The organism is Pseudomonas sp. JC1203 (assembly GCF_056175065.1).
The window spans coordinates 191,543-212,104 of record NZ_JBWCAM010000004.1 but is presented as its reverse complement, the minus strand read 5'-3'; the positions used below and the strand labels follow the sequence as shown (position 1 = coordinate 212,104).

General features: G+C 63.2%; 18 protein-coding genes. 16 read left to right on the top strand and 2 right to left on the bottom strand.

What is annotated here, in order from left to right; all coding sequences use genetic code 11:
* The first annotated feature begins 4 nt into the window (after window positions 1–4).
* The 8 genes from dnaE (at window position 5) to ispD (ending at window position 11,231) form a co-directional block, all read left to right on the top strand.
* A complete protein-coding gene (gene dnaE, locus AC0SZ7_RS08425; RefSeq protein WP_475503964.1) occupies window positions 5–3,526 on the top strand; it encodes a DNA polymerase III subunit alpha in 3,522 nt (1,173 codons plus the stop codon).
* A gap of 128 nt (window positions 3,527–3,654) precedes the next feature.
* On the top strand, window positions 3,655–4,602 hold the full coding sequence (locus AC0SZ7_RS08420) for an acetyl-CoA carboxylase carboxyltransferase subunit alpha (RefSeq protein WP_475503963.1): 948 nt from the start codon (window positions 3,655–3,657) through the stop codon (window positions 4,600–4,602).
* Window positions 4,603–4,740: 138 nt separating this feature from the next.
* Window positions 4,741–6,036 (top strand): tRNA lysidine(34) synthetase TilS, encoded by a 1,296-nt coding sequence (gene tilS, locus AC0SZ7_RS08415; protein WP_475503962.1) that lies wholly within the window; start codon window positions 4,741–4,743, stop codon window positions 6,034–6,036.
* Window positions 6,037–6,205: 169 nt separating this feature from the next.
* The gene (locus tag AC0SZ7_RS08410) at window positions 6,206–7,837 is read left to right on the top strand and encodes a CTP synthase (protein WP_475503961.1); all 1,632 of its coding nucleotides are present in this window, start codon (window positions 6,206–6,208) and stop codon (window positions 7,835–7,837) included.
* A gap of 18 nt (window positions 7,838–7,855) precedes the next feature.
* Window positions 7,856–8,701: a 3-deoxy-8-phosphooctulonate synthase gene (gene kdsA / locus AC0SZ7_RS08405; RefSeq protein WP_475503960.1), complete on the top strand. Its 846-nt coding sequence runs from the start codon at window positions 7,856–7,858 to the stop codon at window positions 8,699–8,701.
* A gap of 153 nt (window positions 8,702–8,854) precedes the next feature.
* Window positions 8,855–10,144: a phosphopyruvate hydratase gene (gene eno / locus AC0SZ7_RS08400; protein ID WP_475503959.1), complete on the top strand. Its 1,290-nt coding sequence runs from the start codon at window positions 8,855–8,857 to the stop codon at window positions 10,142–10,144.
* A 98-nt stretch (window positions 10,145–10,242) separates the two neighbouring features.
* Window positions 10,243–10,521, top strand: a complete 279-nt coding sequence (gene ftsB / locus AC0SZ7_RS08395) for a cell division protein FtsB (RefSeq protein WP_158153563.1) — start codon at window positions 10,243–10,245, stop codon at window positions 10,519–10,521.
* Window positions 10,518–11,231, top strand: a complete 714-nt coding sequence (ispD, locus tag AC0SZ7_RS08390; protein WP_475503958.1) for a 2-C-methyl-D-erythritol 4-phosphate cytidylyltransferase — start codon at window positions 10,518–10,520, stop codon at window positions 11,229–11,231. Before ftsB ends, ispD begins: the two co-directional genes overlap by 4 nt.
* 33 nt (window positions 11,232–11,264) lie before the next feature.
* On the opposite strand, the gene AC0SZ7_RS08385 is transcribed toward ispD, so the two are convergent.
* Window positions 11,265–12,203: a LysR substrate-binding domain-containing protein gene (locus tag AC0SZ7_RS08385; protein WP_475503957.1), complete on the bottom strand. Its 939-nt coding sequence runs from the start codon at window positions 12,201–12,203 to the stop codon at window positions 11,265–11,267.
* A gap of 106 nt (window positions 12,204–12,309) precedes the next feature.
* Between AC0SZ7_RS08385 and AC0SZ7_RS08380 the strand changes: the two genes are divergently transcribed.
* The 8 genes from AC0SZ7_RS08380 (at window position 12,310) to rpoS (ending at window position 19,493) form a co-directional block, all read left to right on the top strand.
* Complete coding sequence (locus AC0SZ7_RS08380) at window positions 12,310–13,422, top strand: S-(hydroxymethyl)glutathione dehydrogenase/class III alcohol dehydrogenase (protein WP_416422861.1); 1,113 nt, start codon at window positions 12,310–12,312, stop codon at window positions 13,420–13,422.
* Window positions 13,423–13,430: 8 nt separating this feature from the next.
* Window positions 13,431–14,276 carry an S-formylglutathione hydrolase gene (fghA, locus tag AC0SZ7_RS08375; protein ID WP_475503956.1) on the top strand — a complete coding sequence of 282 codons (846 nt, stop codon included), beginning with the start codon at window positions 13,431–13,433 and terminating at the stop codon, window positions 14,274–14,276.
* A gap of 108 nt (window positions 14,277–14,384) precedes the next feature.
* Window positions 14,385–14,858 carry a 2-C-methyl-D-erythritol 2,4-cyclodiphosphate synthase gene (gene ispF, locus AC0SZ7_RS08370; RefSeq protein WP_475503955.1) on the top strand — a complete coding sequence of 158 codons (474 nt, stop codon included), beginning with the start codon at window positions 14,385–14,387 and terminating at the stop codon, window positions 14,856–14,858.
* Window positions 14,855–15,913: a tRNA pseudouridine(13) synthase TruD gene (truD, locus tag AC0SZ7_RS08365; RefSeq protein WP_475503954.1), complete on the top strand. Its 1,059-nt coding sequence runs from the start codon at window positions 14,855–14,857 to the stop codon at window positions 15,911–15,913. The genes ispF and truD overlap by 4 nt, the downstream gene beginning before the upstream one ends.
* On the top strand, window positions 15,901–16,650 hold the full coding sequence (surE, locus tag AC0SZ7_RS08360) for a 5'/3'-nucleotidase SurE (RefSeq protein WP_475503953.1): 750 nt from the start codon (window positions 15,901–15,903) through the stop codon (window positions 16,648–16,650). The genes truD and surE overlap by 13 nt, the downstream gene beginning before the upstream one ends.
* Entirely contained in the window at window positions 16,650–17,324 is a 675-nt protein-coding gene (locus AC0SZ7_RS08355; protein ID WP_475503952.1) for a protein-L-isoaspartate(D-aspartate) O-methyltransferase, read from the top strand. Before surE ends, AC0SZ7_RS08355 begins: the two co-directional genes overlap by 1 nt.
* Window positions 17,325–17,490: 166 nt before the next feature.
* Window positions 17,491–18,381, top strand: coding sequence for a peptidoglycan DD-metalloendopeptidase family protein (locus AC0SZ7_RS08350; RefSeq protein WP_475503951.1), 891 nt, complete (start codon window positions 17,491–17,493; stop codon window positions 18,379–18,381).
* Window positions 18,382–18,488: 107 nt separating this feature from the next.
* Window positions 18,489–19,493, top strand: a complete 1,005-nt coding sequence (gene rpoS, locus AC0SZ7_RS08345; protein WP_475503950.1) for an RNA polymerase sigma factor RpoS — start codon at window positions 18,489–18,491, stop codon at window positions 19,491–19,493.
* A 650-nt stretch (window positions 19,494–20,143) separates the two neighbouring features.
* Here the strand turns inward: rpoS and fdxA are convergent.
* Window positions 20,144–20,467 carry a ferredoxin FdxA gene (fdxA, locus tag AC0SZ7_RS08340; RefSeq protein ID WP_475503949.1) on the bottom strand — a complete coding sequence of 108 codons (324 nt, stop codon included), beginning with the start codon at window positions 20,465–20,467 and terminating at the stop codon, window positions 20,144–20,146.
* Between the last annotated feature and the right edge of the window lie 95 nt (window positions 20,468–20,562).

The following is a 20,562-nucleotide window of genomic DNA, read 5'->3' as shown; positions in this document are numbered from 1 at the left end:
CACCATGTCGGTTTCTTTCGTTCATCTTCGCCTGCACACCGAATATTCCCTGGTCGACGGCCTGGTGCGTATCAAGCCGCTGGTCAAGGCCCTGACCGGGCTGAACATGCCCGCCGTGGCGGTGACCGACCAGAACAACATGTGTTCGCTGGTCAAGTTCTACAAGACGGCCATGGGCGGCGGCATCAAGCCGATCTGCGGCGCCGACCTGTGGCTGGCGAACAAGGATCCCGATGGCCCGCTGAGCCGCATTAGCCTGTTGGCGATGAACGCCGTGGGCTACCGCAACATCACCGAGCTGATTTCCCGCGGCTTTATCGATGGCCAGCGCAATGGCCAGGTGATCATCGACCGTCAGTGGGTGGCCGAAGCCAGCGAGGGCGTCATCTGCCTGTCCGCGGCCAAGGAAGGTGAGATCGGCATGGCGCTGCTGGGCGGCAACCCGCTGGACGCCGAAGCGCTGCTGCAGGAGTGGATGGCGGTGTTCCCCGAGCGCTTCTACGTGGAAGTGCAGCGCACCAACCGCACCAACGATGAAGAATACCTGCATGCCGCCGTGGCCCTGGCCGACAAGTTCGGCGCGCCGCTGGTGGCCACCAACGACGTGCGCTTCATCCGCCAGGAAGACTTCGAGGCCCACGAGACGCGTGTGTGCATCGGTGAAGGCCGGGCGCTGGACGACCCGCGCCGCAACAAGAACTACAGCGACCAGCAGTACCTGAAAAGCGCCGAGGAAATGCACGCGCTGTTCAGCGACCTGCCCGAGGCCCTGGAAAACACCGTCGAGATTGCCAAGCGTTGCAACATCGACGTCAAGCTGGGCAAGCACTTCCTGCCCGACTACCCGATTCCCGATGGCATGACCATCGACGAGTACTTCCGCAAGGTGTCCTTCGACGGCCTGGAAGAACGCCTGGCCGTGCTGCTGCCGCGCGACACCACCGAAGACTACGAAGCCCGCCGCCAGGTCTACGTGGACCGGCTGAATTTCGAGCTGGATATCATTATCCAGATGGGCTTCCCCGGTTACTTCCTGATCGTTATGGACTTCATCCAGTGGGCCAAGAGCAACGGCGTGCCGGTAGGGCCTGGCCGGGGGTCGGGTGCCGGCTCGCTGGTGGCCTATGTGCAGAAGATCACCGACCTCGACCCGCTGGAATATGACCTGCTGTTCGAACGTTTCCTCAACCCGGAACGGGTCTCCATGCCCGACTTCGACGTCGACTTCTGCATGGACGGCCGCGACCGGGTAATCGATTACGTGGCCGAGAAATACGGCCGCAACGCCGTAAGCCAGATCATCACCTTCGGTTCCATGGCCGCCAAGGCGGTGGTCCGCGACGTGGCGCGGGTGCAGGGCAAGTCCTACGGCCTGGCCGACCGCCTGTCGAAGATGATCCCGTTCGAAGTGGGCATGACCCTGGAAAAAGCCTACGAGCAGGAAGAGATCCTGCGCGACTTCATCAAGGTGGATGAAGAGGCGGCTGAAATCTGGGAGATGGCGCGCAAGCTCGAAGGCGTGGTGCGTAACGTCGGCAAGCACGCCGGTGGCGTGGTTATCGCCCCCACCAAGCTTACCGACTTCTCGCCCATCTACTGTGACGAGGCCGGTGATGGCCTGGTGACCCAGTTCGACAAGGATGACGTGGAGGCGGCCGGCCTGGTGAAGTTCGACTTCCTCGGCCTGCGTACCCTGACCATCATTGACTGGGCGCTGAAGACCATCAACCGCGACCGTGCCAAGGTGGGCGAGGAGCCGCTGGACATCGCCTTCATCCCGCTGGATGACAAGCCGACCTACACCCTGCTGCAGAAGGCCGAGACCACGGCCGTGTTCCAGCTTGAGTCGCGCGGCATGAAAGAGCTGATCAAAAAGCTCAAGCCCGACTGCCTGGAAGACCTTATCGCACTGGTGGCCCTGTTCCGTCCGGGCCCGCTGCAATCGGGCATGGTGGACGACTTCATCAACCGCAAGCACGGCCGTGCCGAGCTGGCGTACCCGCATTCCGACTACCAGTACGAAGGCCTGAAGCCGGTGCTGGCTCCGACCTACGGCATCATCCTGTACCAGGAACAGGTGATGCAGATCGCCCAGGTCATGGCCGGCTACACCCTCGGCGGCGCCGACATGCTCCGCCGGGCCATGGGCAAGAAAAAGCCCGAGGAGATGGCCAAGCAGCGCGGTGGCTTCATTGAAGGTTGCGCCACCAACAACATTGACGCGGACCTGGCCGGTAACATTTTCGACCTGGTGGAGAAGTTCGCCGGTTACGGCTTCAACAAATCCCACTCCGCCGCGTACGGCCTGGTGTCGTACCAGACTGCCTGGCTGAAGGCCCACTACCCGGCGCCGTTCATGGCCGCGGTGCTGTCGGCGGACATGCACAACACCGACAAGGTCGTGACCTTGATCGAGGAAGTGCGCACCATGAAGCTGCGCCTCGACGCGCCGGACGTGAACGCCTCGGAGTTCAAGTTCACGGTGAACGACGAAGGCCGCATCATCTACGGCCTGGGCGCCATCAAGGGCGTGGGCGAAGGCCCGGTGGAAGCCATCACCGAGGCGCGTCAGGCGGGGCCGTTCAAGGACCTGTTCGACTTCTGCGAGCGCATCGACCTCAAGCGCGTGAACAAGCGCACCCTGGACGGCCTGATCCGCAGCGGCGCGCTGGACCGCCTGGGCCCGTATTTCCACGACGAGAGCAAGGCGTACCTGGCCAACATCGACCGCAACCGTGCCGTGCTGCTGGCGGCCATGGAAGAGGCGATCAAGGCGGCCGAGCAGACGGCGCGCAGCCATGACAGCGGCCACATCGACCTGTTCGGCGGCCTGTTCGTGGAAGAGGACGCCGACGTCTATGCCAGCCACCGCAAGGCCAAGGAGCTGACCCTCAAGGAGCGCCTGCGTGGCGAGAAGGAGACCCTGGGGTTGTACCTCACCGGTCACCCGATTGATGAATACGAAGGCGAGATCCGCCGCTTCGCGCGCCAGCGCATCATCGACCTGAAACCGGCCCGCGGTACCCAGACGGTGGCGGGCATGGTCATCAACTTGCGGGTGATGAAGAACAAGAAGGGCGACAAGATGGGGTTCATCACCCTCGACGACCGCTCGGCGCGCATTGAAGCGTCGCTGTTCGCCGACGCCTTCATGGCCGCCCAGTCGCTGCTGCAGACCGACGCCATGGTGGTGGTGGAAGGCGAGGTCAGCAACGACGACTTCTCCGGCGGCCTGCGCCTGCGGGTCAACCGCGTGATGACCATGGAAGACGCGCGCACCAACCTTGCCGAGAGCCTGCGCCTGAAGGTGCACGCCGACGCCCTGAAGGGCGACCGCCTGGGTTGGCTGGGCGAGCTGTGCAAGCGCCATCGTGGCGCCTGCCCGATCACCATGGAGTACACCGGGCCCGACGCCAAGGCGCTGTTGCAGTTCGGCGAGGACTACCGAATTGATCCAGGTGATGGTTTGATACAAGCGCTGCGTGACCAGTTCGGGCGTGAGAACGTCTTCCTGCAATATCGTTGAGCCTGTCAAAGGTGACTAGACTCGACCCAGATCGTTAAACTCGACCTCAATGCGCCCTTTCCCGTATGGTGGGGCGCTTAACGGATCAACCGGCCGGCCGCTTGGCCGTCGACCCAAGACGGATGCCTATGAACCCGAATTTTCTTGATTTCGAACAGCCGATCGCTGACCTGCAAGCCAAGATTGAAGAGCTGCGCCTGGTCGGCAATGACAATTCGCTGAACATCAGCGATGAAATCTCGCGCCTGCAAGACAAGAGCAGCACCCTGACCGAAAGCATTTTCGGCAACCTGACCAGCTGGCAGATCGCACGCATGGCGCGTCACCCGCGCCGTCCGTACACCCTGGACTACATCCAGCACATCTTCACCGAGTTCGATGAGCTGCACGGCGACCGTCACTTCTCCGACGACGCTGCCATTGTCGGCGGTATCGCCCGCCTGGACGACCAGCCAGTGATGGTCATCGGCCACCAGAAAGGCCGTGAAGTGCGCGAGAAGGTTCGCCGCAACTTCGGCATGCCGCGCCCTGAAGGCTACCGCAAGGCCTGCCGCCTGATGGAAATGGCCGAGCGCTTCAAGATGCCGATCCTGACCTTCATCGACACCCCGGGTGCCTACCCGGGCATCGACGCCGAAGAGCGCAACCAGAGCGAAGCCATCGCCTGGAACCTGCGTGTCATGGCGCGCCTGAAAACCCCGATCATCGCCACCGTTATCGGCGAAGGTGGTTCGGGCGGTGCACTGGCCATCGGTGTGTGCGACCAGTTGAACATGCTGCAATACTCCACCTACGCGGTGATCTCGCCCGAAGGCTGCGCTTCCATCCTGTGGAAGACTGCCGAGAAGGCCCCGGACGCCGCCGAGGCCATGGGCATCACTGCCGAGCGCCTGAAAGGCCTGGGTATCGTCGACAAGGTCATCCCGGAGCCACTGGGTGGCGCCCACCGCGACCCGGCTGCCGCCTCGGCACTCATCCGCAAGGAGCTGAGCTCGCAGCTGGCCATGCTCAAGGGCCTGGACATGGACGCGCTGCTCAAGCGCCGCTATGACCGCCTGATGAGCTACGGCCTGTAAGCATCGCTGCAAAGCCTCCCCGGTGGGGGAGGCCCTGTGGGAGCTGGCTTGCCAGCGAGTTTTTTGGGACGCCCGAAAAGCTCGCTGGCAAGCCAGCTCCCACATGCATTTCAAGGCTGATGTCGTATGGGGAAGGGGATGAAGAGTTTGCTGCGAAGCCTTGCGCCATGGCGCACCGCCCCACGCTGGCACATCGCCCTTTCCGGCGGCCTCGACTCCACCGTCCTGCTGCACCAGCTGGCCACCCTGGCCCGCACTGAATCTATTCCTCCCTTGCACGCCATCCATGTTCATCACGGCCTTCAGGCCGCGGCTGACGCGTGGCCGCAGCATTGCCAGCAGCTGTGTGACAGCCTGGGGGTGCCCTTGACCGTGGTGCGCGTGCAGGTGGTGCCGGGCGCCAGCCTGGAAGCGGCGGCCCGCGAGGCGCGTTACCAGGCGTTCGAGCAGGTGCTGGGAAAAGGCGAGGTGCTGCTCGCTGGCCAGCACCGTGACGATCAGGCCGAGACCCTGCTGTTCCGCCTGCTGCGCGGTGCCGGCGTGCGCGGCCTGGCCGGCATGGCGGCAGAGCGTGCGTTGGGGCAGGGGTGGTTGCTGCGCCCGCTGCTCGACGTTTCCCGCGCGCAGCTTGAGCGGTACGCCAGCGCCCATCAGCTGGCCTGGGTGGAAGACCCGTCGAACACCGATACCCGGTTCTCGCGCAACTACCTGCGCAACGACGTGCTGCCGGTGATCGCCCGGCGCTGGCCGCAGTTCGCCCAGACCTTCGCCCGCACTGCCGGCCACCTGGCGGAAGCCCAGGTGTTGCTGGCCGAGTTGGCGGCGCAGGATCTGCAGGCAGCGGGCAGCCCCTCGCCATTCCCTTGGCTGACGTTGCCGTCGCTGGAGCTGCACGCCTTGCAGGCGCTGTCCGACGCCCGTCAGCGCAATGCCCTGCAGCATTGGCTGGCACCGCTGACTCGCCTGCCGGACACGCAGCACTGGGCCGGCTGGGAGGATTTGCGTGATGCCGCTCCTTCCGCCACCCCAATATGGGCGCTGGCCGACGGCCAATTGCAGCGCGCCGGTGGCCGCATATGGTGGCTGGCCGACGACTGGTTGCGGGCGCCCCAGGGTGCGATCGACTGGGTTGCCCCGGCCGAGCCACTGCCGTTGCCGGGCAATGGCCACGTGCGGCTGTGCGGCCTGGCGCCGCAGGGGCGGTTGCAGGTTCGTTACCGCGAGGGCGGCGAAGTGCTGGAAATAGAGGGGCGCGGGCACCGCGACCTGAAGCGCCTGCTCAACGAAAGCGGGCTGCCGCCCTTCGTGCGCGGGCGCTTGCCGTTGCTGTTCGTCGACGGTCAACTGCGCGCGGTGGCCAACGTGCCTGCCAAGGGTGGCGAGGGTACGGATTTGCACTGGCTGCCACCGACGAACGCACAACGTTTGAGATGAAAGGCTGTTTCCGGTAGACTACGCTCCCTTCTTGATACAACTTCTGTGCTTGCTCAGCAAACACGGCAGTTGCCGATTGCCAAACCGTTTTTGGCCATCGGGGGCTTCGGCCTTCCTTCGCTTTCCCCGGCGGCTCTGACCGCTTTAACGCAGACTTCTAGGGTTTTTCATGACGCGCTACATCTTCGTCACGGGCGGTGTTGTTTCTTCATTGGGGAAAGGCATTGCTTCGGCATCTTTGGCGGCCATCCTGGAGGCGCGGGGACTTAAGGTCACCATGCTGAAGCTGGACCCGTACATCAACGTCGACCCGGGCACCATGAGCCCGTTCCAGCACGGTGAAGTCTTCGTGACCCACGATGGCGCCGAGACCGACCTGGACCTGGGCCACTACGAGCGGTTCATCCGCACGACCATGACCCAGAACAACAACTTCACCACCGGCCGCGTGTACGAGCACGTGCTGCGCAAGGAGCGCCGTGGTGACTACCTGGGCGCCACCATCCAGGTGATCCCGCACATCACCGACGAAATCAAGCGCCGCATCATCAAGGGCGCCGGCGATGCCGACGTGGCCATGGTCGAGATCGGCGGCACCGTGGGTGACATCGAGTCGCAACCGTTCCTGGAAGCCATTCGTCAGCTGCGCTTCGAAGTGGGCAACAAGCGCGCGATGCTGATGCACCTGACGCTGGTTCCGTACATCGCCACCGCTGGCGAGACCAAGACCAAGCCTACCCAGCACTCGGTAAAAGAGCTGCGCTCCATCGGCCTGCAGCCAGACGTGCTGGTGTGCCGTTCCGACCACCCGATCGACGTGTCTTCGCGCCGCAAGATCGCGCAGTTCACCAACGTTGAAGAACGTGCGGTGATCTCGCTGGAAGACGCCGACACCATCTACAAGATCCCGGGCATCCTGCACTCCCAGGGCCTGGACGATTTCGTCGTCGAGCGCTTCGGCCTGCAGTGCGGCGGTGCCGACCTGTCCGAGTGGGAAAAGGTCGTCGACGCCAAGCTGAACCCGGAACACGAAGTCACCATCGCCATGGTCGGCAAGTACATGGAGCTGCTGGACGCGTACAAGTCGCTGATCGAAGCGATGAGCCACGCCGGTATCAGCAACCGTACCAAGGTCAACCTGCGCTACATCGACTCCGAAGACATCGAGAACCAGGGTACCGGCCTGCTGGAAGGTGCCGACGCCATCCTGGTTCCGGGCGGCTTCGGTCTGCGCGGCGTGGAAGGCAAGATCACCGCGGTGCAGTACGCTCGCGAGAACAAGGTGCCGTACCTGGGTATCTGCCTGGGCATGCAAGTGGCGGTCATCGAGTTCGCTCGTAACGTCATGGGCTGGAAAGACGCCAACTCCACCGAGTTCGACCGCAGCAGCGGCCACCCGGTCGTGGGCCTGATCACCGAGTGGGAAGATGCCACCGGCGCGGTCGAGACCCGTACCGAAGCGTCGGACCTGGGCGGCACCATGCGCCTGGGCGCCCAGGACTGCCAGCTGGTCAGCGGTTCCAAGGTGTTCGACTGCTACGCCAAGGAAGTCATCGTTGAGCGCCACCGTCACCGTTACGAGGTCAACAACAACCTGCTGCCACAGCTGATCGAAGCTGGCCTGGTGGTGTCCGGTCGCTCTGGCGACGGCGCCCTGGTCGAAGTGGTCGAAGCCAAGGACCACCCATGGTTCGTGGCCTGCCAGTTCCACCCAGAGTTCACCTCCACCCCACGTGACGGCCACCCGCTGTTCAGTGGTTTCGTCAAGGCAGCCCTGGCTCAACACCAGAAGAAAGCCTGATCAAGGAAGTAATACAGCATGGCCCAGAAAATCATCCGTGTAGGCAACATTGAAATCGCCAACGACAAGCCTTTCGTCTTGTTCGGTGGCATGAATGTGCTCGAGTCGCGGGACATGGCGATGCAGGTCTGCGAAGAATACGTGCGCGTTACCGAGAAGCTCGGTATCCCGTACGTGTTCAAGGCCAGCTTCGACAAGGCCAACCGTTCCTCCGTGACCTCTTACCGTGGCCCAGGCCTGGAAGAGGGCATGCGCATCTTCGAAGAAGTGAAGAAGACCTTCGGCGTGCCGCTGATCACCGACGTCCACGAGCCGGCCCAGGCCGCCGTGGTCGCCGAGGTCTGCGACATCATCCAGCTGCCGGCCTTCCTGTCGCGCCAGACTGACCTGGTGGTGGCCATGGCCAAGACCGGTGCGGTCATCAACATCAAGAAGGCGCAATTCCTCGCGCCGCAGGAAATGAAACACATCCTGACCAAGTGCGAGGAAGCCGGTAACGACCAGTTGATCCTGTGCGAACGCGGTTCGAGCTTCGGCTACAACAACCTGGTCGTGGACATGCTCGGTTTCGGCATCATGAAGTCGTTCGAATACCCGGTATTCTTCGACGTCACCCACGCCCTGCAAATGCCGGGCGGCCGTTCCGACTCCGCTGGTGGTCGCCGTGCCCAGGTCACCGACCTGGCCAAGGCCGGCCTGTCCCAAGGCTTGGCGGGCCTGTTCCTGGAAGCCCACCCGGATCCGGACAATGCCAAGTGCGACGGCCCTTGTGCCTTGCGCCTGAACAAGCTGGAGCCGTTCCTGACCCAGCTCAAGGCATTGGACGAACTGGTTAAAAGTTTTCCGACGGTAGAAACCGCGTAACAGCTTTTTTCCGGTAAAGTACCTCTCGATTCACTCTGGCCCGCTCGGGCCAGAGCCTTGTCGACCGAAGGCCTGCCTGCCGTATTGAGCCTTCGGCCACAACAGATTTCCCTCAGCAGTGTCGTTTTGGTCAAATTTGGAGTGCTTATAACAATGGCAAAAATCGTCGACATCAAAGGTCGTGAAGTTCTCGACTCCCGTGGCAATCCCACTGTGGAAGCCGACGTGCTTCTCGATAACGGCATCATCGGCAGCGCCTGCGCGCCGTCCGGTGCTTCCACCGGTTCGCGTGAAGCACTCGAACTGCGTGATGGCGACAAGAGCCGTTACATGGGCAAGGGCGTACTGAAGGCAGTTGGCAACATCAACGGTCCTATCCGTTCGCTGCTGCTGGGCAAGGACCCTTCCGACCAGAAGGCCCTGGACCACGCCATGATCGAACTCGACGGCACCGAGAACAAGGCTTCGCTGGGCGCCAACGCCATCCTGGCCGTATCCCTGGCCGCCGCCAAGGCTGCTGCCCAGGACCAGGACATCCCGCTGTACGCCCACATTGCCAACCTCAACGGCACCCCGGGCGTCTACTCCATGCCGGTGCCGATGATGAACATCATCAACGGCGGCGAGCACGCCGACAACAACGTCGACATCCAGGAGTTCATGGTGCAGCCGGTTGGCGCCAAGTCCTTCTCCGACGGCCTGCGCATGGGCACCGAGATTTTCCACCACCTCAAGGCTGTGCTGAAGGCCCGTGGCCTGAACACCGCCGTGGGTGACGAGGGCGGCTTCGCACCGAACCTGACCTCCAACGAAGACGCGCTGTCGGCCATCGCCGAAGCCGTGGCCAACGCCGGTTACAAGCTGGGCACCGACGTGACCCTGGCCCTGGACTGCGCGGCCAGCGAATTCTATGAAGACGGCGTGTACAACCTGTCGGGCGAAGGCCACAGCTTCGACGCCGCCGGTTTCGCCGACTACCTGAAAGGCCTGACCGAGCGTTTCCCGATCATCTCCATTGAAGATGGCCTGGACGAGTCCGACTGGGCTGGCTGGAAAGTGTTGACCGAGAAGCTGGGTGACAAGGTGCAACTGGTCGGCGACGACCTGTTCGTCACCAACACCAAGATCCTGAAAGAAGGCATCGACAAGCAGATCGCCAACTCGATCCTGATCAAGTTCAACCAGATCGGCACCCTGACCGAAACCCTGGAAGCCATCCAGATGGCCAAGGCCGCCGGCTACACCGCGGTCATTTCGCACCGTTCGGGCGAAACCGAGGACTCGACCATTGCCGACCTGGCCGTGGGTACCGCCGCTGGTCAGATCAAGACTGGCTCGCTGTGCCGCTCCGACCGCGTGTCCAAGTACAACCAACTGCTGCGCATCGAAGAACAACTGGGCGCCAAGGCGGTCTATCGTGGCCGTGCCGAGTTTCGCGGCTAAGCTTTAGATGGTACAAAGCAAGCGCTGTACAGCACAAAGCCTGGCCTAGCCAGGCTTCGTGCCATCAGTACGGCCGTTAATTTCCACTGGATACCTTGATGCGCAGTCCCTATTGGTTGTTCCTTGTCCTGCTGTTGCTGCTGGGTGGTTTGCAATACCGGCTTTGGGTCGGTAACGGCAGCCTGGCCCAGGTGACCAGCCTCGAGCAGCAGATCGCCGACCAGCACGCCGAAAACGAGCGTCTGCTGGAGCGTAACCGCGTTCTCGACGCGGAAGTGGCGGAACTGAAAAAGGGCATGGAGACCGTCGAAGAACGGGCTCGCCATGAACTGGGCATGGTCAAGGACGGTGAAACCCTTTACCAGTTGGCTCAATGACTTATTCCTCCCCTGCCTTCTGGGCAGTCATTCCTGCCGCAGGCGTTGGCGCCCGCATGGCAGCCGACCGGCCCAAGCAATACCTGCAACTGGGCGGCCGAACCATTCTCGAACACAGCCTGAACTGCTTCCTCGACCACCCCGGCCTCAAGGGCCTGGTGGTCAGCCTGGCTGAAGACGACCCCTACTGGCCTGACCTGGCCAGTGCCCGCGACCCCCGTATCCAGCGCGCCCCCGGCGGTGCCGAGCGTGCCGACTCGGTGCTCAACGCCTTGCTGCATCTGCACGCCCAAGGCGCTGCCGATGACGACTGGGTGCTGGTGCACGACGCGGCCCGCCCCAACCTTGCGCGCACCGACCTCGACAAGCTGCTGGGCGAATTGGCCCACGACCCCGTGGGTGGCCTGCTGGCGGTGCCAGCCAAGGACACCCTGAAGCGCGCCGATGCCCATGGCCGCGTGGCGGAAACCGTGGACCGTAGCACCATCTGGCAGGCGTACACGCCGCAGATGTTCCGCCTGGGCGCCCTGCACCGGGCGTTGGCGGACAGCCTGGTGGCCGACGTGGCGATTACCGATGAAGCCTCCGCCATGGAGTGGGCCGGGCAGGCACCGCGGCTGATCGAGGGGCGTTCGGACAACCTCAAGGTGACCCGGCCTGAAGACCTGGAGTGGTTGCGCCAGCGGTGGGCGCAGCGATCGCATCAGTAACGAGGTGTTCCCGGACGCGGCCTGTGGCCGCTGCTACAGGGTTTGCGTAGCAGCTGCCGAAGGCTGCGTCCAGGGCCCGCCCTGGTATTCGGGGCGCACCGCCAACCCCTCCTTCAAATAATCCACCAACTTCCTCACCTTCGGCGACAAGTGCCGCTGCTGCGGGTACAGCGCCCACACCGCGGTATTCGGCGGCTGGTGCGCTTCCAGCAGCGACACCAGCGCACCCGTGTGCAAATGTTCCAGCACGTAATAATCCGGCAACTGGCACAAGCCCATTCCTTGCAACGCCGCATCCAGTACCGCCTGCCCACTGTTGCAGCGCCAGTTGCCCTGCACGCGCTGGGCGATCTCGCGCCCCTCGTTCTGCAATTGCCAAATGTCGGTGCTGCCAACCAGGCAATTGTGCCGCGCCAGTTCCGACAAGCTGTGCGGCCGGCCATAGCGCTCAAGGTAGGAGGGCGACGCGCACAGGTACATGCGCCGCGGCGCCAGGCGCGCGGCCACCTGCCGTGAGTCCTGCAGGCGGCCCAGGCGAATGCCCAGGTCCAGGCCTTCATGCACCAGGTCGAGGGTGCGGTTGGTCAGCTCGATGTCTACCCGCAGCTGCGGGTACAGCCCCATGAAGCGTGTTACCAGCGGCACGATGAAGCGCTCGCCATAGGCCACCGCGCAGGTCATGCGCAGCAGCCCCTTGGGCTCGCTGTTGAGGTCGCCCATGGCCCGCAGCGCTTCCTCGCGGCCATCCTGCAGGCGTTGGCAGTGCTGCAGGAAGGTCTGCCCGGCCTCGGTCAGGGTCACCCGGCGGGTGCTGCGGTACAGCAGGCGGGTCTGCAGGCGTTCTTCCAGGCGGGCGATCTGCCGGCTGATGTGCGACGAGGAGATGCCTAGGCGCTCCGCGGCAGCGGTGAAGTGGCTGCATTCGGCCACGGCGACGAATTCGTCGATGCCGTCCCAGCGGTTATCGCTCATGATTGTCCCTGTGCGGCAATAATGTTTTGCCTTTGGCTTGATTATTCCTCAAAGCTGCATGAATTACACTGAATGCCTTACCTAAACACTTCAGGAGAAGGTTGCGATGATCAAGTCCCGTGCCGCAGTAGCATTCGAGGCCAAGAAGCCGCTGGAAATCGTCGAAGTCGACGTGGCCATGCCCAAGGCTGGCGAAGTGCTGGTGCGTGTGGTCGCCTCCGGTGTCTGCCATACCGACGCCTACACCCTGTCGGGCGCCGACCCTGAAGGCATCTTCCCGTCCATCCTGGGCCACGAAGGCGGCGGCATTGTCGAGGCCATCGGCGAAGGCGTGACCTCGGTGGCCGTGGGCGACCACGTGATCCCGCTGTACACCGCCGAATGCCGCCAGTGCAAATTCTGCCTGTCGGGCAAGACCAACCTCTGCCAGGCCGTGCGCGCCACCCAGGGCAAGGGCCTGATGCCTGATGGCACTTCGCGTTTTTCCTACAACGGCAAGCCGCTGTTCCACTACATGGGCACCTCGACCTTCTCGGAGTACACCGTGCTGCCGGAAATCTCCGTGGCCAAGATCCAGAAGGAAGCGCCGCTGGAGAAGGTCTGCCTGCTGGGTTGCGGCGTGACCACCGGCATCGGTGCGGTGCTCAACACCGCCAAGGTCAAGCCGGGTGACACCGTGGCTATCTTCGGCCTGGGCGGCATCGGCCTGTCGGCGGTCATCGGCGCGGTCAAGGCCAAGGCCAGCCGCATCATCGCCATCGACATCAACCCGGCCAAGTTCGAGATCGCTCGCCAGCTGGGCGCCACCGACTGCGTCAACCCGAAAGACTTCGACCGTCCTATCCAGGAAGTCATCGTCGACATGACCGACGGCGGCGTCGACTTCTCGTTCGAGTGCATCGGCAACGTGCACCTGATGCGCGCCGCCTTGGAATGCGCCCACAAGGGCTGGGGCGAGTCGGTGATCATCGGCGTGGCCGGCGCGGGCCAGGAAATCTCCACCCGGCCGTTCCAGCTGGTGACCGGCCGCGTCTGGCGCGGTTCGGCGTTCGGTGGCGTGCGTGGCCGCACCGAGCTGCCAAGCTACGTGGAAATGGCCGAGAAGGGCGAGATCCCGCTGGACACCTTCATCACCCATACCATGGGCCTGGAAGACATCAACAAGGCGTTCGACCTGATGCACGAAGGCAAGAGCATCCGTTCTGTCATCCACTTCTGAGGTTGCCCATGAGCCTGGAAAACATCTCCTGCCAGAAAAGCGCCGGCGGTTGGCACAAGCGTTACCGCCACCGCTCGGACGTGCTGGGTTGCGACATGACCTTCGCCGTGTACCTGCCGCCGCAGGCGGAGCAGGGCGGTACCCTGCCGGTGCTGTACTGGCTGTCGGGGCTGACCTGCACGGACGAAAACTTCATGCAGAAGGCCGGCGCGCACAAGCTGGCTGCCGAGCTTGGGCTGATCATCGTTGCGCCGGACACCAGCCCGCGCGGCGCCGATGTGCCGGGTGACCCGGACGGCGCCTGGGACTTCGGCCTGGGTGCGGGGTTCTACCTCAATGCCACCCAGCAGCCGTGGGCTCAGCACTACCGCATGCACGACTATGTGGTGAACGAGCTGCCGGCGCTGGTGGAGGCGCATTTCCCGGCGTCCGGCCGTCGCGCCATCAGCGGGCACTCCATGGGTGGCCACGGCGCGCTGGTGTGCGCCTTGCGCAACCCGGGGCGCTACCGCTCGGTGTCGGCGTTCTCGCCCATCAGCAACCCCATGGATTGCCCGTGGGGGCAGAAAGCCTTTTCCCGTTACCTGGGCGAAGAGCGTTCGCGCTGGCGCGAGTGGGATGCCTCGGTGTTGATGGCCGAGAGCAAGGCGCCCCAGGCGTTCCTGGTGGACCAGGGTGACCGTGACGACTTCCTTGTCAACCAGCTCAAGCCCGAAGCGCTGGTGCAGGCGGCGAAGGTGGGTGGCCATGACCTGCAGCTGCGCATGCAGCCCGGTTACGACCATAGCTATTACTTCATCGCCAGCTTCATCGATGACCACCTGCGGCACCACGCCGCGGCACTGGCTGAATGATGTCGTTTTGCCCTTGATTCAGGGCGTTTCGGGGCCGCTTTTTGCGGCCCCGTTGTTACATAAAGCAGGTAGAATCACGCCCTGTCTCATTCAGGGCTTTCCTATTTTATGCGTATTGGCCACGGCTACGATGTGCACCGTTTCGCTGACGGCGATTTCATTACCCTGGGCGGCGTTCGCATCGCTCATAAATTCGGCCTGCTCGCCCATTCCGATGGCGACGTGCTGCTGCACGCCTTGAGCGACGCCTTGCTCGGCGCCGCGGCGCTGGGTGATATCGGCAAGCACTTCCCCGACACCGATCCGCAATTCAAGGGCGCCGACAGCCGCGTGCTGATGCGTCACGTGGTCGGCATCGTCCAGGCCAAGGGCTGGAAAGTCGGCAACGTCGACGCCACCATAGTTGCCCAGGCGCCAAAGATGGCCCCGCACATCGACACCATGCGCAGCCTGATCGCCGCCGACCTGCAGGTCGAACTGGACCAGGTCAACGTCAAGGCCACCACCACCGAAAAGCTGGGCTTCACCGGCCGTGAGGAAGGTATCGCGGTTCACGCCGTCGCCTTGTTGCTGCCAGCATGACCGAACTCGAACTGTTGGGCCCCTGCGCCGCCGGGCCGGCCCTGGGCCGCGCCGTGCTGAAAGCCACTGCCGAAGACTTCCAGGTCGACGAGGTGCTGGACATCCCGTTGGCGGGCGAGGGCGAGCACCTGTGGCTGTGGGTGGAAAAACGCAACCTCAACACCGAAGAGGCCGCCCGCCGCCTGGCCAAGGCTGCCGGCGTGCCGCTGCGTACCGTCAGCTACGCGGGCCTCAAGGACCGCCAGGCATTGACCCGGCAATGGTTCAGCCTGCACCTGCCGGGCAAGGCCGACCCGGACCTGAGCGCCGCCGAAAACGAAACCCTGAGCATCCTCAAGATCGCCCGGCACAAGCGCAAGCTGCAGCGCGGCGCGCATTCGGCCAACGGTTTCACCCTGCGCCTGACCGCGCTCGAGGCTGACCATGCAGCGCTGGACGCGCGCTTGAACCAGCTGGTCAAGACCGGCGTGCCGAACTATTTCGGCACCCAGCGCTTCGGCTTCCAGGGCGGCAACGTCCATGACGCTCGCCAGTGGGCCGAGCGCCAGGCGCTGCCCGAGCAGCGCAATGTGCGTTCGCGCCTGCTGTCCACGGCCCGCAGCTACCTGTTCAACCAGGTGCTGGCAGCGCGGGTTGCCGATGGCAGCTGGAACCAGGCGCAGGTCGGCGACCTGCTGGCGTTTACCGACAGCCGCAGCTTCTTCCCGGCTGGCGAAGCCGAATGCAGTGACCCGCGCCTGGCCATTCTCGACCTGCACCCCACCGGCCCGATGTGGGGCGAAGGTGACTCGCCGGCCGCGGGCGCCATCCATGAACTGGAACAGAATGTCGGTGCGCGGTTGGCGCCGCTCGGTGAATGGTTGGCAAAAGCGGGCATGGCGCACGAACGCCGCATCCTGCGGCTGCCCATCGGCGGGCTGGCGTGGCATTATCCGGAGCCTGACATTCTGCAATTGGAATTCGTCCTTCCGGCCGGATGCTTTGCCACCGTGGTGGTGCGCGAGCTCGTTGATCTGGTGCCGGCAGGGCAGATGGAAAGCCCATGCGTATTCTGATTTCAAACGACGATGGTGTTGCTGCCCCCGGCCTGGCCGCGCTGCATGATGCGCTGGCCGGCTTTGCCGAGTGCACGGTCATTGCCCCCGACGGCGACCGCAGCGGCGCCAGCAGTTCGCTGACGCTGGACCGGCCGCTGCACCCGCAGCGCCTGGCCAACGGTTTCATCAGCCTTAACGGCACCCCCACCGATTGCGTGCACCTGGGCCTCAATGGCCTGCTGCCGCAGGAGCCGGACCTGGTAGTGTCGGGCATCAACCTGGGCGCCAACCTGGGCGACGACGTGCTGTACTCGGGCACTGTCGGCGCCGCATTGGAAGGGCGCTTCCTCGGTGGTACCTCGTTCGCCTTCTCGTTCCTCTCGCGCCAGGTCGACAACCTGGCCACTGCGGCCTGGTACGCCCGGCACCTGGTCCAGGCCCACGGGCAACTGGACCTGCCACCGCGCACGGTGCTCAACGTGAACATCCCCAACCTGCCGCTTGCGCGCATCCGCGGCATCCAGCTGACCCGCCTGGGCCACCGCGCCCGTGCGGCGGCGCCCACGCGGGTGGTCGACCCGCGCGGCAAGGAAGGCTACTGGATAGCCGCGGCCGGCAACGCCGAGGACGGCGGCCCGGGCACTGACTTCCATGCGGTGATGCAGGGCTACGTGTCGGTCACCCCCTTGCAGCTGGACCGCACGTTCAGCCCGGCCTTCGACAGCCTTGAAAACTGGCTGGAGGGCTTACGCTGATGCGCGAACAAGATGACCTGAACCGTCGCGGCATCGGTTTCACCTCCCAGCGCACCCGCGAGCGGCTGATCCAGCGCCTGTACGAAGAGGGTGTGAGCAACGAGCGGGTGCTGGACGTGATCCGCCGCACCCCGCGTCATCTGTTCGTCGACGAAGCGCTGGCGCACCGTGCCTACGAGGACACGGCGCTGCCCATCGGCCATAACCAGACCATCTCCCAGCCCTACATGGTGGCGCGCATGAGCGAGCTGCTGCTGGAGGCCGGGCCGCTGGACAAGGTCATGGAGATCGGCACCGGCTCCGGCTACCAGACCGCGGTGCTGTCGCAGCTGGTGGAGCGGGTGTTCTCGGTGGAGCGCATCAAGGTGCTGCAGGACCGGGCCAAGGAACGCCTGGTGGAGCTGAACCTGCGCAACGTGGTGTTCCGCTGGGGTGACGGCTGGGAAGGCTGGCCGGCGCTGGCGCCGTACAACGGCATCATCGTCACCGCCGTGGCCACCGATGTACCCCAGGCGTTGCTGGACCAGTTGGCACCGGGCGGGCGCCTGGTCATTCCGGTGGGTTCGGGGGAAGTGCAGCAATTGATGCTGATCGTTCGTGAAGAGCAGGGCTTCTCCCGGCATGTGCTCGGCGCCGTGCGCTTTGTGCCCTTGCTCAACGGGCCGCTGGCCTGAGCGCGATTTCAGTGGGCGGCGGTGAATTCTTTGGCGGGGCACGGGTCTGACTGCGCAGCCTTCACAGGTTGTAACGCGAATACGTCAGTAATGTGCTTGTGGATGGTTATAATTGCGACACAACAGTCTATTTTTCTATCAGCCACCATTTTCAAGGGAGCGGCGGGTGAGTCCCACAGTCATTCGGCAGCATGCAGGACTATCGAGCTACAAGCTTCTGGTGATTGGCCTCGCCCTTGCAACGACACTGGCCGGCTGCGCAAGCCACCCCTCGGGCGGCGTACGCGTGGTCGACCGCAGCAGTGGCGGCGCCTCGGCACCCGCCGCGCCAGAGCGCCAGCCGGTCACCACCGGCCAGTACCGGGTCAAGCGCGGCGACACGCTGTTCTCCATCGCCTTCCGCTACTCGTGGGACTACAAGGCGCTGGCGGCCCGCAACAACATCCCCGAGCCCTATACCATTCATCCGGGGCAGGTCATTCGCTTCGGTGATGGCAGTGCTCCCTCTGCACCTGTCGCGAGTACGCAAACTGATACATCGGCGTCGCCATCGGGCTCGTTCAAGGTCACTCGTCGGCCCATTATCTTCACGCCGGTGCCAGGTGCGCCTGGGCAGAAGACCGCCGCGCCAGCGCCTGTCGTGGTGGCGCCCGAGCCTGTGCCGGTGCCTGCGGGAGAGAAGATCACAGGCGGCTGGACCTGGCCTGCGAATGGTGTCCTGATTGGAAAATTTGCTTCAAACGGTAGTTTGAATAAAGGCGTTGATATCGCCGGGGAATTGGGACAGCCTGTTTTTGCTGCGTCTGATGGTTCGGTGGTGTACGCCGGGAGTGGGCTGCGGGGCTACGGCGAGTTGGTAATCATCAAGCACAGCGATACCTACGTCAGTGCCTACGGTCACAACCGCAGGCTATTGGTTCGGGAGGGGCAGCAGGTCAAGGCCGGGCAGACAATTGCGGAGATGGGTTCGACAGGTACCGACCGGGTGAAGCTTCACTTTGAAATTCGCCGGCAGGGCAAGCCAGTAGATCCCTTGCAGTTTTTGCCACGACGTTGATCGTTGCCAAGCCTGTTCCTTCGATGTAGTGGGGACAGGCTTTAGCGTAGCCAAGGACAAGCGCGACGCTAGAGCTTGAGGTCGAACTCAACAAGGGACTATAACAAATGGCTCTCAACAAAGAAGCGCCGGAGTTTGACATCGACGATGAGGTGCTCCTTATGGAAGCCGGCATCGTCCTGGACGCTGAGGCGGACGATGAACCCGTGGTACCCACGGTTCGTGCCAAGGCCAAGAACTCCACAGCACTCAAGCAACACAAGTACATCGATTACACCCGTGCGCTGGATGCGACACAGCTGTATTTGAATGAAATCGGCTTTTCCCCCCTGCTGTCCCCGGAAGAAGAAGTCCATTTTGCGCGCCTGTCGCAAAAGGGTGATCCGGCTGGCCGCAAGCGCATGATCGAAAGCAACCTGCGCCTGGTGGTGAAAATCGCCCGCCGCTATGTGAACCGTGGCCTGTCCCTGCTCGACCTCATCGAGGAAGGCAACCTGGGGCTTATCCGGGCCGTCGAGAAATTCGACCCCGAGCGCGGTTTCCGCTTCTCTACCTATGCCACCTGGTGGATTCGCCAGACCATCGAACGCGCCATCATGAACCAGACCCGGACCATCCGGCTGCCGATTCATGTCGTGAAGGAACTCAACGTCTACCTGCGGGCGGCGCGCGAACTTACCCAGAAGCTCGACCACGAACCTTCACCGGAGGAAATCGCCAGCCTGCTGGAGAAACCGGTGGGCGAGGTCAAGCGCATGCTGGGGCTCAACGAGCGGGTGTCCTCGGTGGACGTCTCCCTGGGGCCTGATTCGGACAAGACCCTGCTCGACACCCTCACGGACGATCGTCCGACCGACCCCTGTGAGCTGCTGCAGGACGACGACCTGTCGCAGAGCATTGACCAGTGGCTTTCGGAACTCACCGACAAGCAGCGCGAAGTCGTGGTGCGACGCTTCGGCTTGCGTGGTCATGAAAGCAGTACCCTTGAAGACGTAGGCCTGGAGATCGGCCTTACCCGGGAGCGGGTACGCCAGATCCAGGTCGAAGGCCTTAAACGGCTGCGCGAGATCCTCGAGAAGAACGGCCTGTCCAGCGAATCACTGTTCCAGTAATCGTTTGGCAGCGCAGGCGCCCCGACTGGTTCGGGGCGTTTTTGTTTCTGCTGTCCGGGTCAGCCATCGCTTACGCGTTCTGTAAGTGATTGTGGAAAATGGCTGTCAAACGTCTTCCATGGCTGTGTACAAGTGACTGTTTTCAGTATGTTTTTTCGGTTGTTTCGGCTTTGAAAAGACTTTTTCTGAAAGACTTGTGCAGTTGAATCGTCATCTGGATTCTCTATGATCGAACCAGTGCCAAGGAGCAGGCACAGGTTCTCACGGATGGGGGCCAGGACACCGCAGGATGTGGTTCATCAGGACGATGACAGGGATACAGGGAATAGGGACAGAAAAGGTGGGCGGTTCATACCGCCCCTTTTTTTTGCCTTTTGAAAAGCGGATCGGCGGCAGCACGCTAACGTAGTTGCTGCAGCCACCGCGCACCGCTGTTGATCTTGAGCCCGTTGATCGACGCCTCCAGTCGGCCCGGGCGCTTTACGGGGCATACAATCAAGATCACAAGCCAGATCAACAGCCAGATCAAGATCAACAGCCAGATCATGCATTCGATCAGCCGTAGGCTACATCTTGGATGGCAGGTGCCGGGCGTGCGCAGCACGCAAAAAAAAGCCCCTTTCGGGGCTTTTTTCTGCAGTCTCGACGCCTTAGCGTTCCAGCTCCGCGATCTTGCCGGTCTTGCCGTCCCACTCCGCTGCATCAGGCAGAGGGTCCTTGCGCTCGGTAACGTTCGGCCAGACTTCTGCCAGCTCGGCATTCAACTCGATGAAGTTCTCCATCCCGGCCGGGATCTCGTCTTCAGAGAAAATGGCTACCGCAGGGCATTCAGGCTCGCACAGTGCACAATCGATGCACTCATCCGGGTGAATTACCAGGAAGTTCGGGCCTTCGTAGAAGCAGTCCACCGGACAGACTTCGACGCAGTCGGTGTATTTGCACTTGATGCAGTTGTCGGTGACGACGAAGGTCATTTCAAAATATCTCCTCAAGGCGGCAGCGAAGCCCCTGAACCAGGGCCGCTCGGTTTGGGCTGGTCAGCCGGCGGACCAGGCTAGGAGCCCGTGGC

What these genes read in the sequence shown, in the direction of transcription:
- dnaE (WP_475503964.1), top strand. Translation starts at nt 5, where the DNA reads ATGTCGGTTTCTTTCGTTCATCTTCGCCTGCACACCGAATATTCCCTG.
- AC0SZ7_RS08420 (WP_475503963.1), top strand. Translation starts at nt 3,655, where the DNA reads ATGAACCCGAATTTTCTTGATTTCGAACAGCCGATCGCTGACCTGCAA.
- AC0SZ7_RS08355 (WP_475503952.1), top strand. Translation starts at nt 16,650, where the DNA reads ATGCGCGAACAAGATGACCTGAACCGTCGCGGCATCGGTTTCACCTCC.
- fdxA (WP_475503949.1), bottom strand. Translation starts at nt 20,467, where the DNA reads ATGACCTTCGTCGTCACCGACAACTGCATCAAGTGCAAATACACCGAC.
- surE (WP_475503953.1), top strand. Translation starts at nt 15,901, where the DNA reads ATGCGTATTCTGATTTCAAACGACGATGGTGTTGCTGCCCCCGGCCTG.
- AC0SZ7_RS08385 (WP_475503957.1), bottom strand. Translation starts at nt 12,203, where the DNA reads ATGAGCGATAACCGCTGGGACGGCATCGACGAATTCGTCGCCGTGGCC.
- AC0SZ7_RS08380 (WP_416422861.1), top strand. Translation starts at nt 12,310, where the DNA reads ATGATCAAGTCCCGTGCCGCAGTAGCATTCGAGGCCAAGAAGCCGCTG.
- ispF (WP_475503955.1), top strand. Translation starts at nt 14,385, where the DNA reads ATGCGTATTGGCCACGGCTACGATGTGCACCGTTTCGCTGACGGCGAT.
- rpoS (WP_475503950.1), top strand. Translation starts at nt 18,489, where the DNA reads ATGGCTCTCAACAAAGAAGCGCCGGAGTTTGACATCGACGATGAGGTG.
- eno (WP_475503959.1), top strand. Translation starts at nt 8,855, where the DNA reads ATGGCAAAAATCGTCGACATCAAAGGTCGTGAAGTTCTCGACTCCCGT.
- kdsA (WP_475503960.1), top strand. Translation starts at nt 7,856, where the DNA reads ATGGCCCAGAAAATCATCCGTGTAGGCAACATTGAAATCGCCAACGAC.
- AC0SZ7_RS08410 (WP_475503961.1), top strand. Translation starts at nt 6,206, where the DNA reads ATGACGCGCTACATCTTCGTCACGGGCGGTGTTGTTTCTTCATTGGGG.
- ispD (WP_475503958.1), top strand. Translation starts at nt 10,518, where the DNA reads ATGACTTATTCCTCCCCTGCCTTCTGGGCAGTCATTCCTGCCGCAGGC.
- truD (WP_475503954.1), top strand. Translation starts at nt 14,855, where the DNA reads ATGACCGAACTCGAACTGTTGGGCCCCTGCGCCGCCGGGCCGGCCCTG.
- fghA (WP_475503956.1), top strand. Translation starts at nt 13,431, where the DNA reads ATGAGCCTGGAAAACATCTCCTGCCAGAAAAGCGCCGGCGGTTGGCAC.
- ftsB (WP_158153563.1), top strand. Translation starts at nt 10,243, where the DNA reads ATGCGCAGTCCCTATTGGTTGTTCCTTGTCCTGCTGTTGCTGCTGGGT.
- tilS (WP_475503962.1), top strand. Translation starts at nt 4,741, where the DNA reads ATGAAGAGTTTGCTGCGAAGCCTTGCGCCATGGCGCACCGCCCCACGC.